The following is a 25,698-nucleotide window of genomic DNA, read 5'->3' on the forward strand; positions in this document are numbered from 1 at the left end:
CTGTCGAGTCTATACGGCGCTTTCAGCATTAAATGTTATCCAGCTTCAAGCGCCAGACTCTCGGGACGTTTCAGAACTACCAAAAAGGCAAAGGGCGCCTTTGTGGTAGTTCCTCCAACGCCTGTCGAGTCTATGCGGCGCTTTCAGCATTAAATGTTATGCATTAAAGTATCGCGCGTCGGGGTGTGCGAAGACCATTGCGGATACGGATGCTTCTGGTTCCATCATGAATTCTTCGGTCAGAATAACTCCGTGCTCTTCGGGTCTGATGAGGCGGAAGAGTTTGGCTTGGTCTTCTAGGTTCGGACATGCTGGGTAGCCGAATGAGAATCGTTGGCCTTGGTATTTGGCTGCGAAACGTTCGAGCATGGTGAAGTCTGTTGGATCAGGGAATCCCCATTGGTCACGAATTTCTTGGTGAATCCGTTCAGCAAAGCCTTCTGCGAGTTCCAAAGCAGTTGACTGGAATGCATGGCTTTCTAGGAACTTTCCTTCAGCTTTCAATTCGTTCGCATAATCACGAACGCCTTTGCCGGCAGTTACTTGCATGAAAGCGACGTAGTCCATCTCGCCACTATCTACTGTTTTCAAGTAGTCAGCTAAGCAAAGGAACGGTTCCTTGTCTTGACGTGGGAACGTGAAGCGTTCGATTTCAGTTTTCGAGTCTTCCGGATCGTAAATGATTACGTCATCGCCATCTGCTTGGGCAGGGAAGAATTGATAAACGCCGGAAGCTTTCATTTTATCGGACTTCAAGAACTCGGTGACCATATCATGAAGTTGTACTGCACGTTCATCTTTTCGTTCAAGCATTTTATCGACATTTCCACGCAAGCCTAAGTGGTGACCGATCAGTGTGCGCATATTTACATAAGGATGTAAGTGGGCGACAGAATAATCTTTTACGACACGTCTACGTAAATCTGTGGGTACGAATACTGGAACATCGGTGCGTACTGTTTTTACTGGACGCGGCTTGACCGCAACTGCCACAGCTCCGCGACTTGCTTTAATCGCGTCATTGGCTTCGCGTTTTTCGATACTTTGCACTAATTCTTCAAGTAGTTCTTCTTTGCCTTCACTTTGTAGACGGTTTGCCAAATCAAGCCCTTGCATCGCATCCTTAGCGAAAATTACTGGACCATCATATTCAGATGCAATTTTAGTTTCGGTGAAGCGTCTTGTCAACGCTGCTCCGCCAACCATTATAGGCGTATCAATACCCGCTGCCTTGAAGTCTTGGGCAGTCAAGACCATTTGTTGTGCAGACTTAACGAGTAATCCGGACAGTCCTACAATATCTGGCTTTTCTTTACGGATTACTTCAATCAAAGCGGCGGGGGTTACTTTGATTCCGATATCGATTACTTTAAATCCATTATTGCTTAATATGATTTCTACTAAGTTTTTCCCGATATCATGCACATCGCCCTTAACTGTAGCTAGGATAATTTTACCTTTACCCGAATCGTCTTCTTTTTTCTCCATGAACTGCTCAAGATAGGAAACGGAAGCTTTCATGACTCCGGCGCTTTGTAGAACTTCTGCTACGATTAGCTGATTATCATTGAATAGACGGCCGACTTCAGCCATCCCTGTCATGAGTGGACCATTGATGATATCAAGAGGTTCGTCATATGTTTTTAAAGCGGCATCCAAGTCGGGAATTAACCCTTCTTTTGTACCTTCGACTATATAGTATGCAAGTCGTTCAGCTACAGTTTTTGGTAGATCATCTTCTGTTTTCTCTTTTTTCTTACCGCGATAAAAGTCTGCGAATGCTGCCAGTGTGTCATCCGTTGTGGAAAACAGTAAATCGTCTGCCAGCTTTACTTCAGCCTCTGGAATAGTAGCATAACGTTCAAGTTTTTCTGTATTTATAATCGCATAATCGAGACCTGCTTGTGTACAGTGATACAAGTACACGGCATTTAATACTTCACGACCAACAGAAGGTAGTCCGAACGAGACGTTACTGACACCTAGAGTCGTTAGGGTGCGTGGAAGTTTTTCTTTGATTAACCGAATACCTTCGATCGTTTCTACCGCAGAGCCGATGTATTGCTCATCGCCTGTGCCGACAGGGAAGACGAGTGGATCAAAAATGATATCTTCAGGCGGGATTTGCCATTTATTGACGAGTAAATCATATGAACGTAACGCAACTTCAAGTTTGCGCTCTCTCGTTACAGCCATTCCGATTTCATCAATCGTTCCGACCACAACAGCCGCTCCATACTTTTTAACTAAAGGAAGTACCGCGTCAAAGCGTTCTTCACCATCTTCCAGGTTAATGGAGTTGATGATCGCTTTACCTTGTGAGAATTTCAGCGCTTCTGCAATAACATTTTCATCTGTCGAGTCAATGACTAGAGGGACTTTAACTTTCTTCACTACTTCTTGCATGAATCGAGTCATATCATGCAATTCATCGCGGTCGGGATTCGCAAGACAAATATCCAATACGTGCGCTCCGCGTTTTACTTGTGCACGTGCGATTTCAGAAGCTTCTTCAAATTTCTCTTCTACTATAAGCTGCTTGAATTTACGCGAACCAATAACGTTTGTGCGTTCACCAATTAATAGAGGACGCATAGTATCGTCATAGAGTAAGGGTTCAATACCTGAAACTGCATGACCATGAGGCTCCGCCATTTGACGGGGCTTTAGATCTTTCACTGCTTCCCTAATTGCGCGAATATGGTCGGGCGTCGTACCGCAGCACCCGCCAACCATATTCAACCAGCCTTTCTCGGCAAAGCCTACGAGCTTTTTTGATAGGGACTCGGGTGATTCATGGTAATGTCCTTCTGCGTCGGGCAATCCAGCGTTTGGATAGCATGTAACATAGCCTGTCGCTAATTCTGATAATGAGCGTAGATGGTCTGTCATAAATTCAGGTCCTGTTGCGCAGTTCAACCCAACCGAAAGAGGTTGAACGTGTTCAATGGAAATATAGAATGCTTCAATACTTTGTCCTGCAAGTGTTGTACCCATAGGTTCGATTGTGCCTGAAATCATAATAGGGATTTCGCGTCCAAGCTCTTCGAACGCTTTTTTAATACCGATCGTTCCGGCTTTAACGTTCAGCATATCCTGACTCGTTTCCATTAGAATCAAGTCACTACCTGCTTCGACAAGTGCCTTTGCTTGAATGTAGAAGTCATGAGATAGTTCATCAAATGTAATGCCGCCAGTAACGGAAAGCGTCTTTGTCGTAGGCCCGATTGCGCCTGCGACAAAACGTGGCCAGTCTGGTGTGGAGAACTTTGCTGCACTCTTTTTTGCAATTTCCACAGACTTTGCATTAATTTCATCCGCACGATGACCAAGTGAAAATTCATTCAATACAAGGGGGGTACCACCAAATGTATTCGTACAAATAATATCGGCACCAGCTTCTAAGTACTCATCGTGAATTTTCTCTAAAATGTCTGGGCGTAAAACGCTCATGTATTCGTTACATCCATCGTATTCTTCTCCACCAAAGTCTTCCGTTGAGAAATCTTCCGCTTGCAGCATCGTCCCCATCGCACCATCAATAATAAGGATTCGTTTGTCTAGTTGTTCTTCAATAGGATGTCTCTGCATGTGTTAATTCCCTCTCCTTCTGCTGGTCTATTTCCTTAATATACTCATACAACTCTAATGTCATATCGTAACGAAGGAATGGTGTGATGAGATACAGCCCATTAAAATACTGAGCTGCAGTATCAATCAATTCTTTTGCGATTTCCAGTCCTGTTTGAGTTGATCTTTCACGGTCTTCTCCACATTCACGCATCCTTTCCAATACATCTTCTGAAAGCTTGATGCCCGGCACTTCGTGATGTAGGAACTCTGCATTTCGTATATTTGTCAATGGCATGATACCGATGAAGATAGGTGTATCCAAGTGTTTTGTAGCTTCATATACATCGATAATCTTTTCTTTCGTGTAAACTGGCTGCGTGATGAAATAGTCTGCGCCCGCTTCAATTTTCTTCTCAAGTCGTTGTACAGCTCGATCGATTACACGTACGTTCGGATTGAAAGCTGCTGAAATAGAGAAGTTGGCCTTCTTGCGTAATGGCTTACCGGAGAATGAAATGCCTTCATTCAATTTCTTAATCAATTGTAATAACTCCATGCTGGAAACATCGTAGACGCTTGTAGCGCCAGGGAAGTCGCCAACTTTTGTCGGATCGCCTGTTACGGCTAGGATATCGTGAATGCCTAATGCATCGAGCCCCATCAAATGTGATTGTAGGCCGATAAGATTATGATCACGGCACGTTAAATGTACAAGCGGGCGGATATTATGTTGCATCTTAACGATCGAGCCCATCGCCATGTTGCTGATACGAGGGGAGGCAAGTGAATTATCTGCCATTGTTATAGCGTCAACGCCTGCGTCATATAACACATTTGCGCCCTTAATATACTCTTCTGTTTCCAAGTGGCGAGGTGTATCTAGCTCTACAATTACCGTTCGCTCTGTTTTGGCTTTTTCGTGAAGAGGTTGATGTTTTGTAGGTCCCGCTTCATGAATCACGATAGGTTTTGTCGGTTGCACGACTTTTTTTGTGATAGGTGCTAGTCGCGCTAACTGTGTTTTGGCTGCTTTAATATGCTTAGGTGTTGTTCCGCAACATCCACCGATCAACCGAACGCCTTGATCGCGAAGTAATACAGCAGCGCGTCCGAAGTATTCTGCTTCTGACTCATAGACTATACGTCCGTCTTCTACATCTAATAGACTGGCGTTTGGATATGCCGATAAAAATGCTTTTTCAGGTAATGTTACGTTATCAAATGCTTGAATCGTGTGGTAAGGGCCCAAGCGACAGTTAACGCCTACGATATCTGCTCCAAGCGATTCAAGTTGATGAAGTGCATCATTTAATGATAGTCCGTTCTGTAATACGCCAGGATCATGCATAGACACTTGTGCGATCAATGGAACATCTGTGATTTTCTTTAACGTGGTAACTACAGATGATAACTCCTCGAAGTCGTAATATGTCTCTAGTAGAAGACCATCTGGATCACCTGCCAATAATGCATTGGCTTGTTCTAGTACGACTTTTTCTATTTCATCCAATGTAGCATCACTTTTACGTATTCCGCGCACGCCACCAATTGTTCCTAGAACAAATTGTCCCCCAGGTGCGGCTGCGCGTTTTGCGATTTGAATGGCGGCCTTATTGAATTCCGTCACATGACTTTCTAAGCCGTAGCGAGCTAATTTATTCGCATTAGCGCTGTAAGTATTCGTTTGTATGATATCTGCACCGGCCGAGATGTAGTCTTGGTGAATTTGCTCTATAATTTCAGGCTTCTCTATGTTTAGTTCTTCATAGCAATAATCAATTCCGTAAGAATATAAAATCGTCCCCATTGCACCATCAGCCGTTAAGACGTTCGTTTGTAGTTTCTCTAGCAATGACATAACTCCATCTCCCCTTTGCTTTTTCTAATCAAAAAAAGCCTTCAAGTGTATTAGAAGGCTTTGTAATCTCAATGACTAGTTCCCTCTCATCTTTTCAGAGTGCCAATTTGACAGACTGCTGGAAGTAGCACCTTGCCAAAATGGCTGGTTGCTGAAGCGTCGTCGGGCCAGTCCCTCGGCTTCTCTTGATAAGATATGTTTCTTATTCAACTATTTAGATTATTCTAACCACATCATAGCGGCTTTGTTAGATATCGTCAAGTGAACGTTTGGTGAAGTTCATAGTGCAGGGTTAGTGCATAGAGAAATTGTGGTATATATGCTAAAATCAAAGAAACAACTCGAAAAGGTGAGGAATTATGCGATTCTTTAAATACTCATTTCCAATCGCTGTTCTTGTAGGTACACTTGCTTGGATCATGATAGGTAACAGTTATGAAGAAGTTGCTTATGATATGCGTGTGTACATTACAATTGCGGCTGCTATATTCAGTGGTTTAATCTCAAGCGTTTTATTCCGTAAAGAAAAAGAAGAACAGATTGATGAAAAGAAGTAGGCTGTCAGCATTTGTGCTGCAGTCTTTTTTTTATTCACTTTTTAAGGTTAACTTAAAAATAAATAGTGTTGACGTATTATGAGTTAACCGTTATTATTTTTATGGTAACTAATATAAAAAGAGGTGACATGATGGCAATAGCGACAGAGAGACGACCGGTAAGTAGGTTCAGTGCATTAACTATTGTATACAGCGGGATGTTTGCATCATTAATGATGATTGGAGCAAATATTACATCCTTCGTGCCATTTTTAGTAGTTGGTGGGGTACCCATTACATTGCAAACGTTTTTCGCGATCTTATCAGGACTATTACTTGGTAGCCGTCTAGGTGCGTTGTCTATGACGGTCTATATGTTAATAGGACTAGCAGGTGCGCCCGTCTTCGCTAAATTTTCAGGCGGTTTCGGTCAAATCTTAAGTCCGACGTTTGGCTTTATTCTCACCTTTATTCTAATCGCTTATGTAGCTGGAAAAATTGTCGAGCGAAATAAGACTCTGCCTGCTTTTATAACCGCGGCACTAGTTGCTACGGCAATCAACTACATACTAGGTACGAGCTGGATGTATGTTGCGTACAAGATGTGGGCTGCTGCACCCGACGTGTTTACCTACAAAATTGCATGGTTATGGATGATGCCTCCGCTGCCAAAAGATCTAATTCTAGCTGTACTGTCAGGCATATTCGCGTTTAGAATGTCAAAACACTTGAAAGTGAGGCGTACACTATAATGAATTACCAAAAACTAGCTACTCAAGTGCTGGAAGGGCATGGAGTAACTGACGAGGAAGCACTCGCAATATTGAATAGCCCAGACGAGGATTTACTATTACTATTGCACGCAACATACTCGATTCGATCGCATTACTTCGGAAATAAAGTAAAGTTGAATATGATTATCAATACGAAATCAGGATTATGTCCGGAGAACTGTGGTTATTGCGCACAATCCATCATTTCAAAAGCGCCTGTCGAAAAGTATGCGATGATGAAATCGGAAGAAATACTAGAAGGTGCAGAACGTGCTGCTGCTAATAAAGCTGGTACCTATTGCATCGTAGCGAGCGGACGGGGACCGCGTGAAAGTGAACTGGACATAGTTATTGACTCTGTTAAACAGATTAAAGAAAAACACAAAGGAATGACGGTATGTGCTTGCTTAGGTATTTTGAAACCTGGACAAGCAACTCGTTTGAAAGAGGCGGGAGTAGATCGCTACAACCACAACTTAAACACATCCGCAGAGCATCACGAAAGTATAACGACATCGCATACATACGATGATCGTGTTAACACTGTAGGATTGGCTAAAGAAGCAGGCATATCTCCATGTTCAGGCGTCATTGTCGGCATGCGTGAAACAAAGCAAGACATCATCTCTATGGCGCGTAGCTTACGCGAATTGGACGCAGATTCCATACCTGTAAACTTCCTGCACGCGGTGGATGGAACACCGTTAGAAGGAACATCAGAACTGGACCCACGCTACTGTTTGAAAGTCCTGTGTCTATTCCGCTATATCAACCCTAGCAAAGAAATTCGCATCTCCGGTGGACGTGAAGTTAATCTTAGAAGTCTTCAACCACTAGGCCTCTACGCCGCAAACTCTATCTTCATCGGCGATTATCTCACAACAGCTGGTCAAGAAAATGATCAAGATCAAAAAATGCTTGAAGATATGGGCTTCGAAGTCGACCTCGAACCGTTACGCAAAGAACCTATCACTATATAAAGAGAAAAGAAGAAAGAGTTTGTATACACTATGACTGAAGACAATCCGCTAGAAGGATCTGTTCTTCGGTCTTTTATTATTCAGACAGTATTCTATGTAAGAAGAGTATAGTAGGTAATCGTAAGTGGAAAGTATCCATCTAGAGCGTCGATCAACGGTGCTTACCAACTCACCTAGTTTTTTTGTCTGGTGATTCATTGAATAATCAATAGCCTAATGTGACAACCTAGCAACAGGTTTCCTTTCAACGTAATAAGGTATACATATAAACAAATGAATTGCATCCCGCCTAATTTCTGCGATACAATCAAGTCAAAGATAGTCAAAGTCAACTAGATGAACGAGCGAAACGAGGTGACGAGATGCGTAATATTTCTGACATTATAGAAGGATATTTGAAGTCGATTATAGAAGAGGAAGATAGTGCTTCTATTGAAATCAAAAGAAACGAGATTGCTGAGAAATTCCAATGCGTACCATCACAGATCAACTACGTGATCAAAACCCGGTTTACCGTCGAAAGAGGCTACGCCGTAGAGTCTAAGCGGGGGGGCGGAGGCTACATACGGATTTACAGGGTGCGTACGAACTCCCGAAAGGACTTACTTGAACAAGCGTTGGGGATTTTAGAAAGTGAAGCATCCTCTACAATGGCGGAAGATGTCATTATCCGTTTAATTGAAGAAGAAGTCATTACAGAACGTGAGGCTAAGCTGATGCTTGCCGCAGTGGGCCGTGCTACTTTGCGTTATATGTTACCTGAGCGGGATGCATTACGTTCGCGTATTCTTCGCGCTATGTTAGTTACATTAATTTATGAAGAGATAGAATGAGGTGAATCTCCATGCTTTGTGAAAACTGTAAGGAACGACCAGCTACTGTAGTGTTTAAACAAGAAACATCTAATGGTGTAACAGAGCGTCATTTATGTGATAAATGTGCGTTTTACTCACAAACATTTTCTTTTAGTCCGGATCAGGAGCCGTTATCCATTCAACAATTTCTAGCACACTGGTTGGGCGGATCAGAATTATTTTCAGAACAAAAAGCCGATGAGAGATTGCCGGATGGTCCAAAATGTCCGAATTGCGATTTGACCTTCCATCGTTTCCTTGATATCGGAAAGTTTGGCTGTGCAGAATGTTACGAAACATTTAGGGGGCAGCTACCACGAGTGTTTGCGAAATTGCATAATGGACATACTCAGCACCGTGGAAAAATCCCTGTTTCACTTAATGAACGATTTGCTTTAAAGAAAAAGCTTGAAGATATCCGTACAAAAATGCGGGAAGCCGTAGAAAATGAACGTTTTGAAGAAGCGGCCACTTTACGTGATGAGGCGAACCAAGTGAAAGAGCAACTGTCCGATGGGGGTGATGATCAACATGTCATTTGAAAAATTCATCAAACAGGAACTCACAGGCTGGATGGTAGCGGAAGGTGAGCATGCTGATATCGTCTTATCCACAAGGATCAGGCTGGCTCGTAATTTGCGTGATCATCTATTTCCAATAAGTGCTTCGCAGGAAGATGCAAACCGCGTAAGCGAAGCGTTGAATCAAGCGGTCGAGACGATGCAAGATCACCACTTTACAGGCACGACAATGGAAGATTTATCACCACTGGAAAGACAAATTTTAGTTGAGAAACATTTAGTCAGTCCGCAGTTGATCAATCCTGAAAAACATGGATCGGTTTTGCTGTCGGAAGACGAAAAAATTAGTATTATGGTGAATGAAGAAGATCATATTCGCATTCAATGTATTTATCCAGGCTTTCAAATAGATCAGGCGTACGAACATGCTGATCGAGTAGATAGCGAGCTAGAAGTGAATTTGAACTATGCTTTCGATGAAACATTCGGCTATTTAACAAGTTGTCCATCCAACACAGGTACGGGAATGCGCGCGTCTGTCATGATGCATTTACCTGCATTAACCATCACTAAGCAAATCGAGCGAATTATTCCTGCGATATCCAGGCTTGGGATGGTTGTACGTGGAAGTTATGGAGAGGGCAGTGAAGCACTCGGTAATATTTATCAAGTTTCCAATCAAATCACACTTGGCAAATCAGAAGAGGAAATCTTGAAAGATCTGGAAAGTATCTCTAAGCGCCTGATTGCGCATGAAAAGAAATCTCGTGAATTATTATTGGCTAAGTCGGAAGTTCACTTGGAGAATAGATTATTTAGGGCACTTGGTACATTGACTCATTCGCGGATCTTGCCGTCAGCAGAAGCGGCAAAATGTTTGTCTGATGTCCGTTTGGGTATTGATTTAGGTATCATTGAAAATATTGATATGACCGTCTTGAATGAATTGATGGTTTTCATGCAACCAGGATTTCTCCAACAATATGCGGAAGCGGAATTAACATCTGATGAACGAGATATACTTCGTGCACAATTATTCCGGGATCGGCTTGGTATAGAGAGATCTTCTGCACAAGAATAGGACAGTGATCAGTTATGAGCAAAGTTTTTGCAAGAAAGCCTCATAGCATTTATAATTAATCAAAGATAGTCAAAGTCAATATGCGAATTAGGTTGTATCGCGAACTGACATGAATATATATAGTTATAGGAAACAAAGCATTGATGCGTTATTTTGCATAACATAGAATATAGTCCACTGATGAAGGAAGAGGGGAATGAATATGATGTTTAATCGATTTACACAACGCGCACAAAAAGTTTTACAACTGGCTCAAGAAGAGGCTATTCGTTTAAAACATGAATCTATTGGTACTGAGCATATTTTACTTGGGTTGATTCGTGAAGGTGGCGGCATCGCGGCAAAAGCTCTTGAAGCGATTAGCGTGAATGCAGATACTATTGAACGAGAAGTAGAAATTCTAGTAGGTGTAGGCTCTAAAGATGTGGGTCCGATCGTTCATTATACTCCTCGCGCAAAACGCGTTATCGAATTATCTGTTGATGAGTCTCGTAAATTAGGACATTCTTATATCGGCACTGAGCATATTTTATTGGCTTTGATTCGAGAAGGAGAAGGTGTGGCGGCACGCGTTCTGAATAACGCCGGTGTTAGCTTGAACAAAGCTCGCCAACAAGTACTTCAATTGCTTGGTAATGATGAAAGTTCTGTTGGCAACCCAGCGAATTCTGCAACAGCAGCCACGCCAACATTAGATGGCTTGGCGCGTGATTTAACTGAAATCGCACGTGAAGGTACGCTGGATCCGGTAATTGGACGAAGTAAAGAAATTACACGTGTGATTGAAGTGTTGGCACGTCGTACGAAAAACAATCCAGTGTTGATTGGTGAACCGGGTGTAGGTAAAACGGCGATCGCAGAAGGTTTGGCACAGCAAGTTGTAAGTAACGAAGTGCCTGAAATATTGCGTGACAAACGTGTTATGACACTAGATATGGGTACAGTCGTCGCAGGCACAAAATATCGCGGTGAGTTCGAAGATAGAATGAAGAAGGTAATGGAAGAAATCCGTCAAGCGGGTAACATTATTTTATTCATCGATGAATTGCACACGTTGATTGGTGCGGGTGGGGCAGAAGGTGCTATCGATGCATCCAATATCTTGAAGCCATCACTTGCACGCGGTGAACTACAATGTATTGGTGCTACAACACTTGACGAATACCGTAAATATATTGAAAAAGACGCAGCACTTGAACGACGTTTCCAACCGATTCAAGTTGATGAGCCGTCTGTAGACGAAACAATTCAAATCATTAAAGGCTTGCGTGACCGTTACGAAGCGCATCACCGTGTGAAGATTACGGATGAAGCAGTGGAAGCAGCAGCGAAGATGTCTGATCGTTATATCTCGGACCGTTTCTTACCGGATAAAGCGATTGACTTAATTGACGAAGCTGGATCGAAAGTGCGTTTACGTTCGTATACAACGCCTCCTAACTTGAAAGAGCTCGAGGTGAAGCTTGAAGCAATCCGTTCCGAGAAGAATGCAGCCGTGCAAAGCCAAGAATTTGAAAAGGCAGCTTCTTATCGTGATAAAGAGCAGAAGATGAAGGAAGAATTAGAAACAACTAAAGCAGCTTGGAAAGAGAAACAAGGGCAAACTGAGTCCGAAGTGACAGTAAATGATATCGCATCTGTTGTGGCGATGTGGACAGGAATTCCTGTTGACAAGATTGCGGAGACAGAGTCAGCTAAATTGCTGAACATGGAAGAAATTTTGCATCAACGCGTCATTGGCCAAAAAGAAGCAGTGTTATCTATTTCGAAAGCCATCCGTCGTGCACGTGCAGGATTGAAAGATCCGAAACGTCCTATTGGTTCATTCATTTTCCTCGGCCCGACTGGTGTAGGTAAAACTGAACTGGGCCGTGCGTTAGCGGAAGTGATGTTCGGCGATGAAGATGCGATGATTCGTATCGATATGTCCGAATATATGGAGAAACATTCTACATCTCGTCTAGTCGGATCACCTCCAGGCTATGTAGGGTATGAAGAAGGCGGCCAGTTAACGGAGAAAGTTCGCCGTAAGCCGTACTCAGTTGTACTACTTGATGAAATTGAAAAAGCGCATCCAGACGTTTTCAATATCTTATTGCAGGTATTAGAAGACGGACGCTTAACGGATTCTAAAGGGCGTACAGTTGATTTCCGTAACACAGTAATTATCATGACTTCGAACGTTGGAGCGACGGAATTGAAGAAAAACCGCTATGTTGGCTTTAATATTCAAGACGGCGAATCCGATTACGATGACATGAAGGAAAAAATGCTTGCGGAATTGAAGAAAACATTCCGACCGGAGTTCTTGAACCGTGTGGATGACATGATTGTCTTCCATTCATTGGAGAAAGAACACTTGCGTGAAATTGTCAGCTTGATGAGTGATGAACTTTCTAAGCGCTTGGCTGAACAGGACATCGAATTGGTGTTAACTGAATCTGCTAAAGATAAGATCACGGAAGAGGGATATGATCCTGAATACGGAGCTCGTCCATTACGTCGTGCATTACAAAAGCATGTAGAAGATCGTTTATCTGAAGAGTTACTTGAAGGTAAAGTTCTGATGGGTGAAAAAGTAATCGTTGACGTAGAGGATGATAAATTTATCGTACGCACGGAGAAACAAACAGTAGTAGCAGCAGAAAAATAATAATATGATCAACCGGATAGCTCGCTCGCTTAGTTTTTAAAAAGCGCAGCGGGCTGTCCTTTTCGTATTTTTAAATAAGGAGAGAGTGTATGGCTAAGCGTAAATCAAAGTTCATGTGCCGTTCTTGTGGATATGAGTCTGCTAAGTGGATGGGCCGTTGTCCTGGTTGTGGAGAATGGAACACAATGGATGAAGAAGTAGAGATTGTACAAAAAGGACCGCGTGCCGCATTTCAACATGGCGAAAGAGTGAAACAGAAAGCTTTGCCGATCAGTCAGGTGGAAATGGCTGAGGAGCCGCGTGTCAAAACGGAATTAGAAGAATTAAACCGCGTACTTGGAGGAGGAATTGTTCCAGGCTCGCTCATATTAATCGGTGGAGATCCAGGTATCGGAAAATCTACATTGTTGCTTCAAGTATCATCGCTACTTGCAAATCAACAACAGCGCGTACTGTATATATCAGGTGAGGAATCGATCAAGCAAACAAAGTTACGTGCAGAACGATTAGGTGTGAAGTCGGATGAGTTATATATTTATGCCGAAACCGATCTCGCCATGATTAATGAAACTGTGGATGAAGTGAAACCGCGATTTGTGGTGGTGGACTCCATTCAGACTGTTCATCATCCTGAAGTATCATCAGCACCTGGAAGTGTCTCGCAAGTGCGTGAATGTACCGCGGAACTTATGCGTATAGCTAAAACGCAAAATATTGCTATATTCCTCGTAGGTCACGTAACAAAAGAAGGACAAATTGCAGGACCACGATTGCTTGAGCATATGGTGGATACAGTGCTGTATTTTGAAGGTGAACGTCACCACACATACCGTATTTTACGAAGTGTGAAAAACCGCTTTGGTTCTACCAATGAAATTGCTATTTTTGAAATGTTGCAAGCTGGATTAAAGGAAGTCTTAAATCCATCAGAAATGTTCTTGCGTGAGAGATCACAAGGTGGAGCGGGCTCGACCATTGTTGCTTCTATGGAAGGTACACGTCCTATACTTGTTGAAATTCAGGCATTGATGACGGCATCCAGTTTCAATTATCCGAAGCGCATGGCAACGGGATTGGATCAAAACCGCGTCCAGCTATTGATGGCGGTATTGGAAAAACGTGCAGGGATGCTATTACAGACACAAGATGCGTATATTAAGGTTGCGGGCGGCGTTAAGCTGGATGAGCCGGCCATTGATTTAGCGGTCTTGCTGAGTATTGTTTCTAGTTATCGCGACACGGCTGTAGGGGCGCGGGATTGTTTTGTTGGTGAAGTAGGGTTAACAGGAGAGGTTAGAAGGGTATCTAGAATAGAACAACGTGTCACGGAAGCGGCGAAGCTCGGTTTTGATCGCATTATCATTCCATCATCTAATCTGGGTGGCTGGGATGTTCCGGCTGGAATTGAAGTAGTAGGTGTTGAAACGATAACGGAAGCGTTGGGAATGGCATTCAGATAACATCTATTTACATGACTGGATGAGAAGGAAGGTAAGAAACTTTCCCGCTATCTAGATAGTCCTAGTAGGAGAAGTGAGGAATTTTCAGAAATTCCTCACTTAACCTAAGCGGCTAAGCATAATTCGTTGTATACTATTAGGAAGGAAAAGGAGGTGGAAGAATATGTTGAAAAGAGTAGTCCAAGTTTCATTCTTATTAATCGGAGGAACTCTCGGTGTTTTATTTTTACCGTACTTATTCGCTATGTTTGAGTTTACATCACGCCCCATCATAGAAAATCCTTATGTGGAGGCAATCATAGGAGCTATCATTCTATTTTTATTAAGCCTATTTTTAACCGAGCCGATTGTCAATTTCATTAAATGGATTGAAGAAAGACTCCTGAAAGCACCGATTATGGATTTGTTATTCGGTACAATTGGGTTAGTCGTGGGATTAATCGTTGCATTTTTATTCAGTTTCGGACTAAGTGCGATTGGTTTTCCGGTAGTATCTTCTGTTGTGCCTGTTTTATTGTCTATTCTTCTCGGCTATTTAGGTTTCCAGGTAGGTTTTAAAAAGTGGGAAGAGTTCATTAATGCATTTTCTAATTTACGCTTAACAACAGCGAAAAAGAAAGAATCCGCAGAACCAGTCGTTACTCCACCACAAAAAGATGTATATAAATTATTGGATACTAGTGTCATTATCGATGGACGTATTGCGGATATAGTGGGGACAGGATTTTTACAAGGGATTTTAGTGGTACCTCAGTTTGTACTGACAGAACTACAGCATATTGCCGATTCATCTGACACGTTGAAGCGAACAAAAGGTAGACGTGGCTTAGATATTCTAAAGCGTTTACAAAATGATGACGGTCCTCAAGTACTCATTACGGACGAAGATATTCCGAATGTAGCTGAAGTGGATTTGAAGTTAGTTAAATTGGCGAAGAAAATGAATGGTTTAGTTGTAACGAATGATTTTAACTTAAATAAAGTATCAGATTTACATGGCGTCGCAGTTTTAAATATAAACGATCTCGCAAACGCAGTAAAACCGGTAGTTATTCCGGGTGAAGAAATGCACGTCGTCGTGATCAAGGATGGCAAAGAGCATAATCAAGGTGTTGCATACTTAGATGATGGCACAATGATCGTAATAGAAGATGGTCGGTCTCATATCGGAGATGCCATTGACGTTGTAGTAACAAGTGTATTGCAAACATCTGCAGGACGAATGATTTTTGCGAAACCCAAAGGTCGATAACCAGCATAGAAAGCAGAGTGACAAATGTGAAATATACAGTGATGATTCCTGCTGCGGGAAGCGGCAAACGAATGGGTGCTGGACAAAATAAACTCTTCCTGAAAATTGGGGAGCATTCAATTTTGTATCATACAGTAAGTGTCTTTCAAGAAGACCCCAATTGTGAAGAAGTCATTATGGCTGTAAAGCCTGAAGAGCAAGCCGTGATTGAAGGGATTCTTGAACAGCATCAACACGCGAAACCTATTACTTTTGTAAAGGGCGGTGGTGAGCGTCAAAACAGTGTTGCGGCTTGTATCTCTGCTTATAAAGGGGAAGGTATTGTTCTCGTCCATGACGCGGCTAGACCCTTCTTGAATTCAACAGTCATTACAGAACTGGTGCGTACTGCGAATGAAAAAGGAGCAGCTATAGCGGCGGTTAAGGCGAAAGATACAATTAAGTACGCGGAAGATGGTACTGTGAAAGAAACATTAGATCGTGAAAAGTTATGGCTTGTACAAACGCCACAGGCATTTCAATATAAATTGCTGAAAGCAGCGTCTGACTCTGCTATTCAAGAAGGTTTCCTCGGCACGGATGAATCCATGTTAGTGGAGCGTATTGGTCACGAAGTTCAAGTAGTGGAAGGCTCATATGACAATGTAAAGATGACAACCCAGGAAGATCTTGCGATAGGCGAAATCTTACTGGCAAGAAGAAAGTAGGAGGAATAATCACATGTTTCGAATTGGACAGGGTTTTGATGTACATGCATTTGAAGAAGGTAGACCACTCATTATCGGAGGCATAACCATTCCGCACACAAAAGGATTAATCGGTCACTCTGATGCGGATGTGCTATTACACACAGTAACAGACGCTGCACTTGGTGCGATTGGTAAAGTGGATATTGGCACACATTTCCCAGATACGGATGATGCGTTCAAAGACGCCGATTCTGCTATTTTATTGGAGAAAGTATGGGCGATGGTAAAAGACGAAGGCTATCGTTTAGGTAATATTGATTGTACGATTATTGCGCAACGTCCGAAAATGGCACCTTATATTGGAGACATTCGTGAGCGCGTGGCAGAATTGCTTGAAGCAGATCTGTCGCAAGTGAATGTGAAAGCTACGACTACGGAACGTCTAGGCTTCCCTGGGCGTGAAGAAGGAATCGCAGCGATGGCAACGATTTTACTGATGAAAAACCAGTAACTTTCAAAACATCTTCTAGAGTGTTAAAATAGATAGGAAATTATATAAGAACGTAATCAATTCGAAACGGAGAGGTAAATATTATGACACAAGAAGTACGTGTGCGTTATGCACCGAGTCCAACAGGCCAACTACATATTGGTGGAGCGCGGACCGCGTTATTCAACTATTTATTCGCTCGTCACTATGACGGGAAATTCATTGTTCGTATTGAAGATACGGATACTGCACGAAATATTGAAAGTGGAGAACTATCACAACTTGAAAACTTAACGTGGCTCGGTATCCATCATGACGAATCAATTGATATTGGCGGAGAATACGGGCCGTATCGTCAAATGGAACGTCTGGATTTATATAAGAAGTATGCAGATGAAATGCTTGAAAATGGAAATGCCTATAAATGTTTCTGTACTCCTGAAGAGCTTGAAGCAAAGCGTGACGCGCAGAAAGAAGCGGGAATCGCAGCGCCTATGTATGATGGAACTTGCCGCCATTTGACAGCGGAACAAGTTGCGCAAAATGAAGAAGCAGGAAAATCTTACAATATCCGCATGCGTGTTCCTGAAGACGTTACGTATACAATCGATGACCTTGTGCGCGGTGAAGTCACATTCGAATCAAAAGACATTGGTGACTGGGTTATGGTTAAGACAAATGGTATTCCAACGTATAACTTTGCTGTAGTAGTCGATGATCATTTGATGAAAATCTCGCATGTTTTCCGTGGAGAAGAGCACTTGACGAATACACCGAAGCAACTAATGGTGTTTGACGTATTCGGTTGGGACCACCCACGATTTGGTCATATGACGCTAATCGTCAACGAAGAACGTAAAAAGCTTTCAAAACGTGATGAATCAATCATTCAATTCATTACACAATATAAGGATTTAGGGTATTTGCCAGAAGCGATGTTTAATTTCTTCGCTTTACTTGGTTGGTCGCCTGTCGGAGAAGAGGAGATTTTCTCTCATGACGAACTCGTGAAACAATTCGATGAGTCTCGCTTGTCGAAATCACCTTCCATGTTCGACACGGATAAACTGACGTGGATGAATAACCAATATATAAAAAAGTTGTCATTAGAAGAAGTCATTGAATTAACATTGCCTCATCTACAAGCAGCTGAACTGGTTTCGGAAAATATGTCTGCTGAAGAACAAACATGGGTACACGATTTGATCGCGCTATACCACGGTCAATTGAGCTTTGGCGCTGAAATTGTTGAGTTATCTGCCCAGTTCTTCCACGACACATTGGAATATGATGAAACAGCATCGGAAATTTTGGCTAGTGAACAAGTACCTGAAGTGATGACGTCACTTAAGAAGCAGCTAGAAGAATTAGAAACTTTTGATGCACCATCTATTAAAGCGGCAATTAAAGCAGTTCAAAAAGAAACGGGACATAAAGGTAAGAACTTATTCATGCCAGTACGTGTTGTAGCAACTGGACAGACGTCAGGTCCTGAACTACCGGATGCAATTGCACTGATTGGTAAAGAAAAAATCATTCAACGCGTTGGAAAATTTGCAAAATAAACAATATTGACATTTCAATGAATTTCTGTAAAATGAACCTAATATGAAATTGTCATATGGAAAGCGTCGAGAAGGAAAGTACATAGTGGATACTCTGTAGAGAGGGTCATCTAGGCTGGAAATGACCTGAGTCGTTCACTATCGAAATGCACCTTTGAGCGATGAGCCGAAACTGTTAGTAGGCCATACGTATAGTCTGCGTTAAAGACATTAAGCGGGGAACAATTACGTTCTCAAGCGGAGTGGAACCACGCATTTAATGCGTCTCTGTCATCATGAGTGACGGGGGCGCTTTTTTTTATCTCAAGAAATTTTTCTATAGTGGAAATCGCCGTCATGTGAAAGCAGAAAAAGGGGGAAGTTCATTGTTCAAACGTATGAAAGAAGATATTCGTTGTATTTTCGATCAAGATCCGGCAGCCCGCAGTACCATTGAAGTAGTCTTAACGTATTCGGGGTTGCATGCGATTTGGATGCACCGTATCGCGCATGTGTTTTATAAGCGTAATCTTCGGTTTTTGGCTCGTATCGTATCGCAAGTTAGCAGGTTTTTCACGGGTATCGAGATTCATCCCGGAGCCGTGATAGGCAGACGTCTTTTCATTGATCATGGAATGGGCGTAGTGATAGGGGAAACATGTGAAATTGGCGACGATGTAACACTTTATCAAGGTGTTACACTAGGGGGAACAGGAAAAGAAGGCGGGAAGCGACATCCGACGCTCTGTGATAATGTATTAGTTGCGTCCGGTGCCAAAGTACTTGGTTCCATTACGATTGGTGAGAATAGTAAGGTAGGAGCGGGTTCGGTCATCTTGAAAGAAGTGCCGCCCAACTCTACAGTGGTTGGAATACCAGGGAAAATCGTTATTTCAAATGGTGTACGTGTGAAGAATAAATTGGATCATTCTACGCAAGATCCTATTGCGGATGAAATTAAACGATTAGAAAAGCAAATTCAGGAGTTGAAGCTGCGTACTGAGCAGTTGGAAACCGAGAATGGAAAAAAGGGTGATTTACATGAGCATTCAACTTTATAATACATTGACACGTAAGAAAGAAAGGTTTGTTCCAATAGAAGAAGGAAAGGTCAAGATGTATGTCTGTGGACCAACCGTTTATAACTATATTCATATCGGTAACGCTCGTCCTGTGATTGCATTTGATACGATTCGTCGCTATTTGGAATATCGCGGATATGAAGTAAATTACGTCTCGAACTTCACGGACGTAGACGACAAAATCATTAAAGCAGCGAATGAGTTGAATGAAGAGGTCGGAGAATTAACTGAGCGTTTCATCGCCGCTTATCATGAAGATGTCAGTGCTCTTGGTTGTGAAGTAGCGACAGCGCATCCTCGCGTAACTGAACATATTGATGACATTGTGGATTTCATTCAAGTGCTTATCGATAAAGGATTTGCCTACGAATCTCAAGGAGATGTCTATTTCCGTACACGTCAATTTGAAGGGTACGGAAAACTTTCACACCAATCTATTGATGAATTAAAAGTGGGTGCACGGGTGGAAGAAAACTCAATCAAAACAGATCCTCTTGATTTCGCACTTTGGAAATCGGCAAAAGAGGGTGAAATCTCGTGGGATAGTCCGTGGGGCAAAGGTCGTCCGGGTTGGCATATCGAATGTTCGGTAATGGCCAAACAACTTCTCGGTGACACAATCGATATTCATGCAGGAGGGCAAGACTTAACATTCCCACACCATGAAAATGAAATCGCACAGTCTGAGGCGGCTACGGGTAAAACCTTCGCCAACTATTGGATGCATAATGGTTATATCAATATCGATAACGAGAAAATGTCGAAGTCTTTAGGGAATTTCATTTTAGTACATGATATTCGTAAGCAAATCGATCCGAAGGTACTTAGATTCTTTATGTTATCCGTGCACTATCGCCATCCGGTTAACTTTGCGCAAGAACTTGTGGAGAGTGCGGCAAATGGGTTGGAACGTATCCAGACAGCATACAGCAACTTGCAGCATCGTCTAACGATTTCGGCAGACCTGGCGGAAAATTCCGAGTCATGGTTAAATAAGATTAAAGAACAAATTAATGCATTTGAGAAATCGATGGACGATGACTTCAATACGGCAAATGCAATTGCAGCCATTTTTGAACTATCCAAACAGGCGAACGTTTACTTGCTTGAGAAAAATACAGATCGTCACGTGCTCCAGCAATTCATCGATGCCTTGGATCAATTAATGGGTGTACTCGGAGTACCATTTGATAGTGCGGATGAATTAGTCGATAACGAAATTGATGCGTTGATCCAAGAGCGTCTTGACGCTCGAAAGAACCGTGATTTTGCGCGTTCGGATGAAATTCGTGATGAACTAAAAGCGCGAGGAATCATTTTAGAAGATACAGCGCAAGGCACTCGCTGGAAAAGAGGGTAATGGTGTGGAGAATTTACGTGAAATAGACGTCAAACAGCTCAATGCACTTGCTCTTGCTTACATGGGAGATGCTGTATATGAAACGGCGGTCAGAGAGCATTTACTACGCTGTGGGCGAGTAAAACCACAAATTTTGCATAAGGAAGCTACGCGCTTTGTTTCTGCAAAAGCGCAGGCGCGAATTATCCTAACAATGAGAGATCAACAAATTCTCACGGAAGAAGAATTGGCGGTAATGCGCCGTGGCCGCAATGCGAAAGCGGGATCCGTCCCTAAGAACACTGATGTGACAACGTATAATTATAGCTCTGCATTCGAAGCGGTTCTCGGGTATGTACATTTATTGGATCGGCAAGAGCGTCTCGCTGAACTAATCGAGACGGCGATTCGACTGGTGGAGCATCCTGAGGAGGAGAAAGTATGACAGAGTTAGAAGTTGAGTTGATTGGTGGAAGAAACCCTGTTGTGGAGGCGTTGCGTTCAGGCAGACAACTGAATAAAATTTGGGTGGCAGAAGGCGTTAATAAAAAAAGTATCGGTGAAATTATGAAGCTAGCTAAAGAAGCGGGAGTAGTTGTGCAGACAGCGCCGAAGCAGAAACTAGATGGTATGACAGATCTGAGTCACCAAGGGATTCTCGCTTCGGTTGCTGCTTATGATTATGCGGAGCTGGAGGACTTATTTGCAATTGCTAAAGAGAGACAAGAAGATCCCTTCTTCATCATTCTTGATGAGCTAGAAGATCCGCATAACTTGGGATCTATCTTACGAACAGCTGATGCTTCAGGGGTTCATGGCATTATCATTCCGAAGAGACGTGCTGTTGGTTTGACAGGTGTAGTGGCGAAAGCGTCAACAGGTGCGATTGAACATATACCGGTTGTGCGCGTGAACAATTTGTCTCAAACTGTGGACGAGCTTAAGAAACAAGGGGTTTGGATTGCGGGAACAGATGCATCCAACTCCACGGATTATCGCCATATGGATGCTACGTTACCTTTAGCTGTCATTATTGGTAGTGAAGGAAAAGGAATGTCACGCATTTTACGTGAGAGATGCGATTTCCTTTATAGTTTGCCGATGGTTGGAAAAGTTACATCTTTAAATGCTTCGGTAGCGGCAGCGTTGTTGATGTATGAAGTTCTACGAAAGCGTCAATCCGCTCAGGCTACATCATGAAGAAAGATGTGCTGCTCGTTGATGGATACAACATCATCGGTGCGTGGCCTGAACTGCAACAACTGAAACAAGAAGATTTTGCGCAAGCGCGTGATCGACTCATCGAGCGGATGGCGGAATTCCAGGCGAACAGGGGATGGCGTGTTATCGTGATATTTGATGCCCACTTAGTACCGGGTATCGAAAAACGAAAAAAACAATACCGCGTGGAAGTCGTCTTTACAAGAGAGAACGAAACAGCGGATGAACGGATTGAAAAATTGGTATCCGAATTATCCAATCGCTTGACGCAAATTCATGTAGCTACTTCCGATCTTGTAGAACAATGGGTAGTGTTTGCCCAAGGTGCGCTTCGTATCTCTGCACGAGAGTTGGAAATTGCTATGAAAGAAGTGGATCGTGTAATTGCGCAAAGGTTAAAAAAGTCATTAGAACAACGCCCTCTATCAAAAATTCCTCTGACGGATGAAGTGGCAGCGGAATTCGAAAAAATGAGACGTGGTGGAAAATGAGTAGTTGACGTGGAAAATTACCGCGTCTATACTGACATATAAAACCAATTAGTACTCTGGGGTGGAGAGGTTGGTGCGGGACATGGAAAATGTTAAGAGTAAAAACGAATTTTCTAAACTAACTGATGAAGAGATGGTGGAATTGATCCATCTAGGGAATTCGGATGTATTAGATCATTTAATTACTAAATTTCAGCCGATTGTTCGAATGAAAGCAAGAACATATTTCATTATTGGTGGAGATCGTGAAGATATTATGCAAGAAGGAATGATCGGCCTCTATAAAGCGATACGTGATTTCCGTCCTGATAGATTGAGCTCATTTAAAGTCTTCGCGGAGCTGTGTATTACGCGACAAATTATTACAGCTATCAAAACTGCTACGCGCCAAAAACATATTCCGCTTAATACGTCTATTTCGTTGGACAAGCCGATGTACGATGAAGATCAAGAGCGAACGTTGCTGGATATTATATCGGGCTCTACATTAGATGACCCGGAAGACTTGATAATCCATAAAGAAAACTTTACATTCATGGAAGAAGAGATGAATAAAGTGTTGAGTGGATTGGAAAAAGAAGTATTAACATTGTACTTAGAAGGTCAATCCTATCGCGAAATTTCTGAAGTGCTGAATCGTCAAGTGAAATCGATAGATAATGCTTTGCAACGGATAAAACGCAAACTGGAACACTCGATGGCAATGGATCTGGTACGCTAAACATATCGAAAGTAAATTGACATGTCGCTGGTTAAATGGTACTCTTTAGCAAGACTATTGTCTTGAATTAGGTGAATTGAAATGTCAAAAAAAATAACTTTAAGCTGTGAGATATGTGGTTCGCGAAACTATTCTTTACCTGCCGGCAACAACAGCCGTGAGGGAAGAATGAGTATAAAAAAGTTTTGCAGTCATTGCAATGCGCATACATTGCATAAGCAAACCATTTGACCAGTTACATAGAGTTCGTGTTCAGAACGCTATGTCATTCGGAAGGGTTGGAGAAGAATGGGCAAGATTACCGATTTTTTGAAAAAAGTCGTTTCGGAAATGCGGAAAGTCAGCTGGCCGAAACGTAAAGAATTAACGAAGTATACTGTAGTCGTTATTTCGACGGTCATATTCATGGCTGTCTATTTCTTCGTAGTGGATCTAGGTATCTCTGGAGTAATGAAATGGTATACAGGTCTTTAATAAAGAAAGTATGAATAGCGTGAGAATATCCCGTTTTGATGAATAAACGGGTTTTTTCAGCTTTAATTTAAGGGAGGGACGGACGCGCAGTCCTCAATGTCATGGAAATGGATAAAAATTGGTATGTTGTGCATACGTACTCGGGGTATGAGAACAAAGTAAAGGCAAATCTTGAAAAACGTGTCGAGACAATGGGCATGTCAGATAAGATATTCCGTGTAGTCATTCCGGAAGAAGAAGAGACAGATATTAAAGATGGTAAAAAGAAAACGGTTATGCGTAAAACGTTCCCAGGTTATGTTTTGGTTGAATTGATCATGACAGATGACTCTTGGTATGTTGTTCGTAATACGCCGGGTGTTACTGGATTTATCGGTTCATCAGGTGGCGGAGCGAAGCCTACCCCGTTGTTGCCGGAAGAAGTAGAGTTCATCCTGAAACAAATGGGTATGAAAGAACAACGCGTAGATATCGATTTCGGAGTGGGTGAAAGTGTAACGGTGCTTGAAGGGCCGTTTGCTCACTTTGAAGGTAAAGTGGAAGAGATAGAAATGGATAAAGGCAAAGTCGTTGTAAGTGTTGATATGTTTGGACGCGAAACGAAGATGGAGCTTTCATTCGACCAAGTAGAAAAAATGGATTGATGGGTAATGGGAATTTTCCGCTTGCCAAATCTGTGTAATGGTGGTATCATTTCAAAGGTCAGACTTAGTCTGTACGGATTAACCAATTCTACCGACATCGTCGGCAGGCACATATTTGAGTGGGAGGGGCAACCCAATTACCACATCACGGACTTAAGGAGGTGTGTCTCGTGGCTAAAAAAGTTACTAAAGTAGTGAAATTGCAAATTCCAGCTGGTAAAGCAAATCCAGCACCACCAGTAGGGCCGGCATTAGGTCAAGCAGGTGTTAACATTATGGGATTCTGTAAAGAATTTAACGCTCGTACAGCAGATCAAGCTGGTCTTATTATTCCAGTTGAAATCTCAGTATTCGAGGACCGTTCATTTACATTTATCACAAAAACTCCGCCAGCAGCAGTATTGCTGAAGGTTGCAGCAAACGTTCAAAAGGGTTCAGGTGAGCCTAATAAAAACAAAGTTGCTACAGTTAAGCGTGATAAAGTTAGAGAAATCGCAGAACAAAAGATGCCAGACTTAAACGCGGCGTCAGTTGAAGCGGCGATGGCAATGGTCGAAGGTACTGCTCGCAGTATGGGATTCAAAATCGAAGACTGATTTTGGTTTTTCATAATACAGCAATTGTTTCAAGGTGAAGGCTGCGGTCGAATGTGATTCGCGGCCTTCATTAAGTGGGAGGTTTAATCCGTTAAAACCACAAATGAGGAGGAAAATTCTGATGGCTAAAAGAGGTAAAAAATTCGTAGATGCAGCGAAGCTTGTAGATCGTACTGCTACGTACACTGCGAAAGAAGCAATTGAACTTGCTAAAAAGACAACTACTACTAATTTTGATGCAACAGTTGAAGTAGCTTTCCGTCTTGGTATTGATACTCGTAAAAATGATCAGCAAATCCGTGGAGCGGTAGTTCTTCCAAACGGTACTGGTAAAACTCAGCGTGTATTAGTATTCGCTAAAGGCGAAAAAGTTAAAGAAGCAGAAGCTGCAGGCGCGGACTACGTAGGCGACGCAGAACTAATTGCTAAAATTCAACAAGGTTGGTTCGATTTCGACGTAATCGTTGCTACACCTGACATGATGGGCGAAGTTGGTAAGATCGGTCGCGTTCTTGGACCAAAAGGTCTTATGCCGAACCCGAAAACAGGTACTGTAACATTCGACGTAACAAAGGCTATTGAAGAAATCAAAGCAGGTAAAGTTGAATACCGCGCGGACAAAGCTGGAATTATCCACGCTCCGATCGGGAAAGCATCTTTCACTAACGAGAAGTTGGAAGAAAACTTCTTGACTATCTTTGAAACGATTCAAAAAGCTAAACCAGCTTCATCAAAAGGAACATTCATGAAATCGGTAAACGTTACGACAACTATGGGTCCTGCTGTTAAAGTAGATCCGTCAAGCGTTGCTGTTAAAAAATAATTGACAAGCATAAAGTGATCTGTTAAGATTACGCTTGTTATGA

At 42.5% G+C, this 25,698-nt stretch carries 25 protein-coding genes, 1 riboswitch and 2 other annotated features (1 of these 28 only partly in view); of the genes, 23 read left to right on the forward strand and 2 right to left on the reverse strand.

Annotated elements, in window-relative coordinates:
• Nucleotides 1-156: 156 nt before the first annotated feature.
• Together metH and CSV64_RS05420 are read right to left on the reverse strand one after the other, a co-directional pair.
• A complete protein-coding gene (gene metH / locus CSV64_RS05415; protein WP_099633773.1) occupies nt 157-3,591 on the reverse strand; it encodes a methionine synthase in 3,435 nt (1,144 codons plus the stop codon).
• The gene (locus CSV64_RS05420) at nt 3,572-5,431 is read right to left on the reverse strand and encodes a bifunctional homocysteine S-methyltransferase/methylenetetrahydrofolate reductase (RefSeq protein ID WP_099633774.1); all 1,860 of its coding nucleotides are present in this window, start codon (nt 5,429-5,431) and stop codon (nt 3,572-3,574) included. Before CSV64_RS05420 ends, metH begins: the two co-directional genes overlap by 20 nt.
• Before the next feature lie 83 nt (nt 5,432-5,514).
• Nucleotides 5,515-5,626: riboswitch (SAM riboswitch) on the reverse strand.
• A 164-nt stretch (nt 5,627-5,790) separates the two neighbouring features.
• On the opposite strand from CSV64_RS05420, the gene CSV64_RS05425 reads away from it, so the two are divergent.
• From CSV64_RS05425 to rplA, 23 genes are all read left to right on the forward strand, one after another.
• Nucleotides 5,791-5,988, forward strand: coding sequence for a hypothetical protein (locus CSV64_RS05425; protein WP_085132042.1), 198 nt, complete (start codon nt 5,791-5,793; stop codon nt 5,986-5,988).
• A gap of 128 nt (nt 5,989-6,116) precedes the next feature.
• Complete coding sequence (locus tag CSV64_RS05430; protein WP_099633775.1) at nt 6,117-6,719, forward strand: biotin transporter BioY; 603 nt, start codon at nt 6,117-6,119, stop codon at nt 6,717-6,719.
• The gene (bioB, locus tag CSV64_RS05435; RefSeq protein ID WP_099633776.1) at nt 6,719-7,720 is read left to right on the forward strand and encodes a biotin synthase BioB; all 1,002 of its coding nucleotides are present in this window, start codon (nt 6,719-6,721) and stop codon (nt 7,718-7,720) included. Before CSV64_RS05430 ends, bioB begins: the two co-directional genes overlap by 1 nt.
• Before the next feature lie 362 nt (nt 7,721-8,082).
• Nucleotides 8,083-8,553 carry a CtsR family transcriptional regulator gene (locus CSV64_RS05440; RefSeq protein WP_099633777.1) on the forward strand — a complete coding sequence of 157 codons (471 nt, stop codon included), beginning with the start codon at nt 8,083-8,085 and terminating at the stop codon, nt 8,551-8,553.
• 11 nt (nt 8,554-8,564) lie between these two features.
• On the forward strand, nt 8,565-9,116 hold the full coding sequence (locus CSV64_RS05445; protein WP_099633778.1) for a UvrB/UvrC motif-containing protein: 552 nt from the start codon (nt 8,565-8,567) through the stop codon (nt 9,114-9,116).
• Nucleotides 9,106-10,176 carry a protein-arginine kinase McsB gene (mcsB, locus tag CSV64_RS05450; protein WP_099633779.1) on the forward strand — a complete coding sequence of 357 codons (1,071 nt, stop codon included), beginning with the start codon at nt 9,106-9,108 and terminating at the stop codon, nt 10,174-10,176. Before CSV64_RS05445 ends, mcsB begins: the two co-directional genes overlap by 11 nt.
• Nucleotides 10,177-10,378: 202 nt before the next feature.
• Nucleotides 10,379-12,829 (forward strand): ATP-dependent Clp protease ATP-binding subunit, encoded by a 2,451-nt coding sequence (locus CSV64_RS05455; protein WP_099633780.1) that lies wholly within the window; start codon nt 10,379-10,381, stop codon nt 12,827-12,829.
• Between the two features lie 89 nt (nt 12,830-12,918).
• Entirely contained in the window at nt 12,919-14,289 is a 1,371-nt protein-coding gene (gene radA, locus CSV64_RS05460; RefSeq protein ID WP_099633781.1) for a DNA repair protein RadA, read from the forward strand.
• 163 nt (nt 14,290-14,452) lie between these two features.
• Nucleotides 14,453-15,541 carry a PIN/TRAM domain-containing protein gene (locus CSV64_RS05465; RefSeq protein ID WP_099633782.1) on the forward strand — a complete coding sequence of 363 codons (1,089 nt, stop codon included), beginning with the start codon at nt 14,453-14,455 and terminating at the stop codon, nt 15,539-15,541.
• Nucleotides 15,542-15,567: 26 nt separating this feature from the next.
• Nucleotides 15,568-16,248, forward strand: coding sequence for a 2-C-methyl-D-erythritol 4-phosphate cytidylyltransferase (ispD, locus tag CSV64_RS05470; protein WP_099633783.1), 681 nt, complete (start codon nt 15,568-15,570; stop codon nt 16,246-16,248).
• 13 nt (nt 16,249-16,261) lie between these two features.
• The gene (gene ispF, locus CSV64_RS05475) at nt 16,262-16,741 is read left to right on the forward strand and encodes a 2-C-methyl-D-erythritol 2,4-cyclodiphosphate synthase (protein WP_099633784.1); all 480 of its coding nucleotides are present in this window, start codon (nt 16,262-16,264) and stop codon (nt 16,739-16,741) included.
• An 83-nt stretch (nt 16,742-16,824) separates the two neighbouring features.
• Nucleotides 16,825-18,285, forward strand: a complete 1,461-nt coding sequence (gene gltX, locus CSV64_RS05480) for a glutamate--tRNA ligase (RefSeq protein WP_099633785.1) — start codon at nt 16,825-16,827, stop codon at nt 18,283-18,285.
• Nucleotides 18,286-18,342: 57 nt separating this feature from the next.
• Nucleotides 18,343-18,557 (forward strand) — a binding site (T-box leader).
• Between the two features lie 93 nt (nt 18,558-18,650).
• Nucleotides 18,651-19,325: a serine O-acetyltransferase gene (gene cysE, locus CSV64_RS05485; protein WP_099633786.1), complete on the forward strand. Its 675-nt coding sequence runs from the start codon at nt 18,651-18,653 to the stop codon at nt 19,323-19,325.
• Complete coding sequence (cysS, locus tag CSV64_RS05490) at nt 19,306-20,706, forward strand: cysteine--tRNA ligase (RefSeq protein WP_099633787.1); 1,401 nt, start codon at nt 19,306-19,308, stop codon at nt 20,704-20,706. The genes cysE and cysS overlap by 20 nt, the downstream gene beginning before the upstream one ends.
• 4 nt (nt 20,707-20,710) lie before the next feature.
• Nucleotides 20,711-21,130 (forward strand): Mini-ribonuclease 3, encoded by a 420-nt coding sequence (locus tag CSV64_RS05495; RefSeq protein ID WP_099633788.1) that lies wholly within the window; start codon nt 20,711-20,713, stop codon nt 21,128-21,130.
• Complete coding sequence (gene rlmB, locus CSV64_RS05500) at nt 21,127-21,885, forward strand: 23S rRNA (guanosine(2251)-2'-O)-methyltransferase RlmB (RefSeq protein WP_099633789.1); 759 nt, start codon at nt 21,127-21,129, stop codon at nt 21,883-21,885. The genes CSV64_RS05495 and rlmB overlap by 4 nt, the downstream gene beginning before the upstream one ends.
• Nucleotides 21,882-22,397, forward strand: coding sequence for an NYN domain-containing protein (locus CSV64_RS05505; RefSeq protein ID WP_099633790.1), 516 nt, complete (start codon nt 21,882-21,884; stop codon nt 22,395-22,397). Before rlmB ends, CSV64_RS05505 begins: the two co-directional genes overlap by 4 nt.
• Nucleotides 22,398-22,479: 82 nt before the next feature.
• Nucleotides 22,480-23,118 carry an RNA polymerase sporulation sigma factor SigH gene (gene sigH / locus CSV64_RS05510; RefSeq protein ID WP_099633791.1) on the forward strand — a complete coding sequence of 213 codons (639 nt, stop codon included), beginning with the start codon at nt 22,480-22,482 and terminating at the stop codon, nt 23,116-23,118.
• A gap of 81 nt (nt 23,119-23,199) precedes the next feature.
• On the forward strand, nt 23,200-23,349 hold the full coding sequence (rpmG, locus tag CSV64_RS05515; RefSeq protein WP_099633792.1) for a 50S ribosomal protein L33: 150 nt from the start codon (nt 23,200-23,202) through the stop codon (nt 23,347-23,349).
• Nucleotides 23,350-23,406: 57 nt separating this feature from the next.
• Nucleotides 23,407-23,592, forward strand: coding sequence for a preprotein translocase subunit SecE (gene secE / locus CSV64_RS05520; RefSeq protein ID WP_085132026.1), 186 nt, complete (start codon nt 23,407-23,409; stop codon nt 23,590-23,592).
• A 107-nt stretch (nt 23,593-23,699) separates the two neighbouring features.
• Nucleotides 23,700-24,236, forward strand: coding sequence for a transcription termination/antitermination protein NusG (gene nusG, locus CSV64_RS05525; RefSeq protein ID WP_099630597.1), 537 nt, complete (start codon nt 23,700-23,702; stop codon nt 24,234-24,236).
• A gap of 170 nt (nt 24,237-24,406) precedes the next feature.
• Nucleotides 24,407-24,832, forward strand: a complete 426-nt coding sequence (gene rplK, locus CSV64_RS05530; RefSeq protein WP_029053289.1) for a 50S ribosomal protein L11 — start codon at nt 24,407-24,409, stop codon at nt 24,830-24,832.
• A gap of 121 nt (nt 24,833-24,953) precedes the next feature.
• Nucleotides 24,954-25,655, forward strand: coding sequence for a 50S ribosomal protein L1 (rplA, locus tag CSV64_RS05535; protein ID WP_099633793.1), 702 nt, complete (start codon nt 24,954-24,956; stop codon nt 25,653-25,655).
• Between the two features lie 40 nt (nt 25,656-25,695).
• Nucleotides 25,696-25,698 (forward strand) — a sequence feature (ribosomal protein L10 leader region); it runs 136 nt beyond the window's last position.

Source organism: Sporosarcina sp. P32b, assembly GCF_002743335.1.
Taxonomy (GTDB): Bacteria; Bacillota; Bacilli; order Bacillales_A; family Planococcaceae; genus Sporosarcina.

What these genes read in the sequence shown, in the direction of transcription:
- ispF (WP_099633784.1), top strand. Translation starts at nt 16,262, where the DNA reads ATGTTTCGAATTGGACAGGGTTTTGATGTACATGCATTTGAAGAAGGT.
- gltX (WP_099633785.1), top strand. Translation starts at nt 16,825, where the DNA reads ATGACACAAGAAGTACGTGTGCGTTATGCACCGAGTCCAACAGGCCAA.
- CSV64_RS05425 (WP_085132042.1), top strand. Translation starts at nt 5,791, where the DNA reads ATGCGATTCTTTAAATACTCATTTCCAATCGCTGTTCTTGTAGGTACA.
- CSV64_RS05465 (WP_099633782.1), top strand. Translation starts at nt 14,453, where the DNA reads ATGTTGAAAAGAGTAGTCCAAGTTTCATTCTTATTAATCGGAGGAACT.
- sigH (WP_099633791.1), top strand. Translation starts at nt 22,480, where the DNA reads ATGGAAAATGTTAAGAGTAAAAACGAATTTTCTAAACTAACTGATGAA.
- nusG (WP_099630597.1), top strand. Translation starts at nt 23,700, where the DNA reads ATGGATAAAAATTGGTATGTTGTGCATACGTACTCGGGGTATGAGAAC.
- CSV64_RS05445 (WP_099633778.1), top strand. Translation starts at nt 8,565, where the DNA reads ATGCTTTGTGAAAACTGTAAGGAACGACCAGCTACTGTAGTGTTTAAA.
- secE (WP_085132026.1), top strand. Translation starts at nt 23,407, where the DNA reads ATGGGCAAGATTACCGATTTTTTGAAAAAAGTCGTTTCGGAAATGCGG.
- CSV64_RS05505 (WP_099633790.1), top strand. Translation starts at nt 21,882, where the DNA reads ATGAAGAAAGATGTGCTGCTCGTTGATGGATACAACATCATCGGTGCG.
- rlmB (WP_099633789.1), top strand. Translation starts at nt 21,127, where the DNA reads ATGACAGAGTTAGAAGTTGAGTTGATTGGTGGAAGAAACCCTGTTGTG.
- mcsB (WP_099633779.1), top strand. Translation starts at nt 9,106, where the DNA reads ATGTCATTTGAAAAATTCATCAAACAGGAACTCACAGGCTGGATGGTA.
- CSV64_RS05420 (WP_099633774.1), bottom strand. Translation starts at nt 5,431, where the DNA reads ATGTCATTGCTAGAGAAACTACAAACGAACGTCTTAACGGCTGATGGT.
- CSV64_RS05430 (WP_099633775.1), top strand. Translation starts at nt 6,117, where the DNA reads ATGATGGCAATAGCGACAGAGAGACGACCGGTAAGTAGGTTCAGTGCA.
- cysS (WP_099633787.1), top strand. Translation starts at nt 19,306, where the DNA reads ATGAGCATTCAACTTTATAATACATTGACACGTAAGAAAGAAAGGTTT.
- rplA (WP_099633793.1), top strand. Translation starts at nt 24,954, where the DNA reads ATGGCTAAAAGAGGTAAAAAATTCGTAGATGCAGCGAAGCTTGTAGAT.
- rpmG (WP_099633792.1), top strand. Translation starts at nt 23,200, where the DNA reads ATGTCAAAAAAAATAACTTTAAGCTGTGAGATATGTGGTTCGCGAAAC.
- bioB (WP_099633776.1), top strand. Translation starts at nt 6,719, where the DNA reads ATGAATTACCAAAAACTAGCTACTCAAGTGCTGGAAGGGCATGGAGTA.
- CSV64_RS05440 (WP_099633777.1), top strand. Translation starts at nt 8,083, where the DNA reads ATGCGTAATATTTCTGACATTATAGAAGGATATTTGAAGTCGATTATA.
- radA (WP_099633781.1), top strand. Translation starts at nt 12,919, where the DNA reads ATGGCTAAGCGTAAATCAAAGTTCATGTGCCGTTCTTGTGGATATGAG.
- metH (WP_099633773.1), bottom strand. Translation starts at nt 3,591, where the DNA reads ATGCAGAGACATCCTATTGAAGAACAACTAGACAAACGAATCCTTATT.
- CSV64_RS05455 (WP_099633780.1), top strand. Translation starts at nt 10,379, where the DNA reads ATGATGTTTAATCGATTTACACAACGCGCACAAAAAGTTTTACAACTG.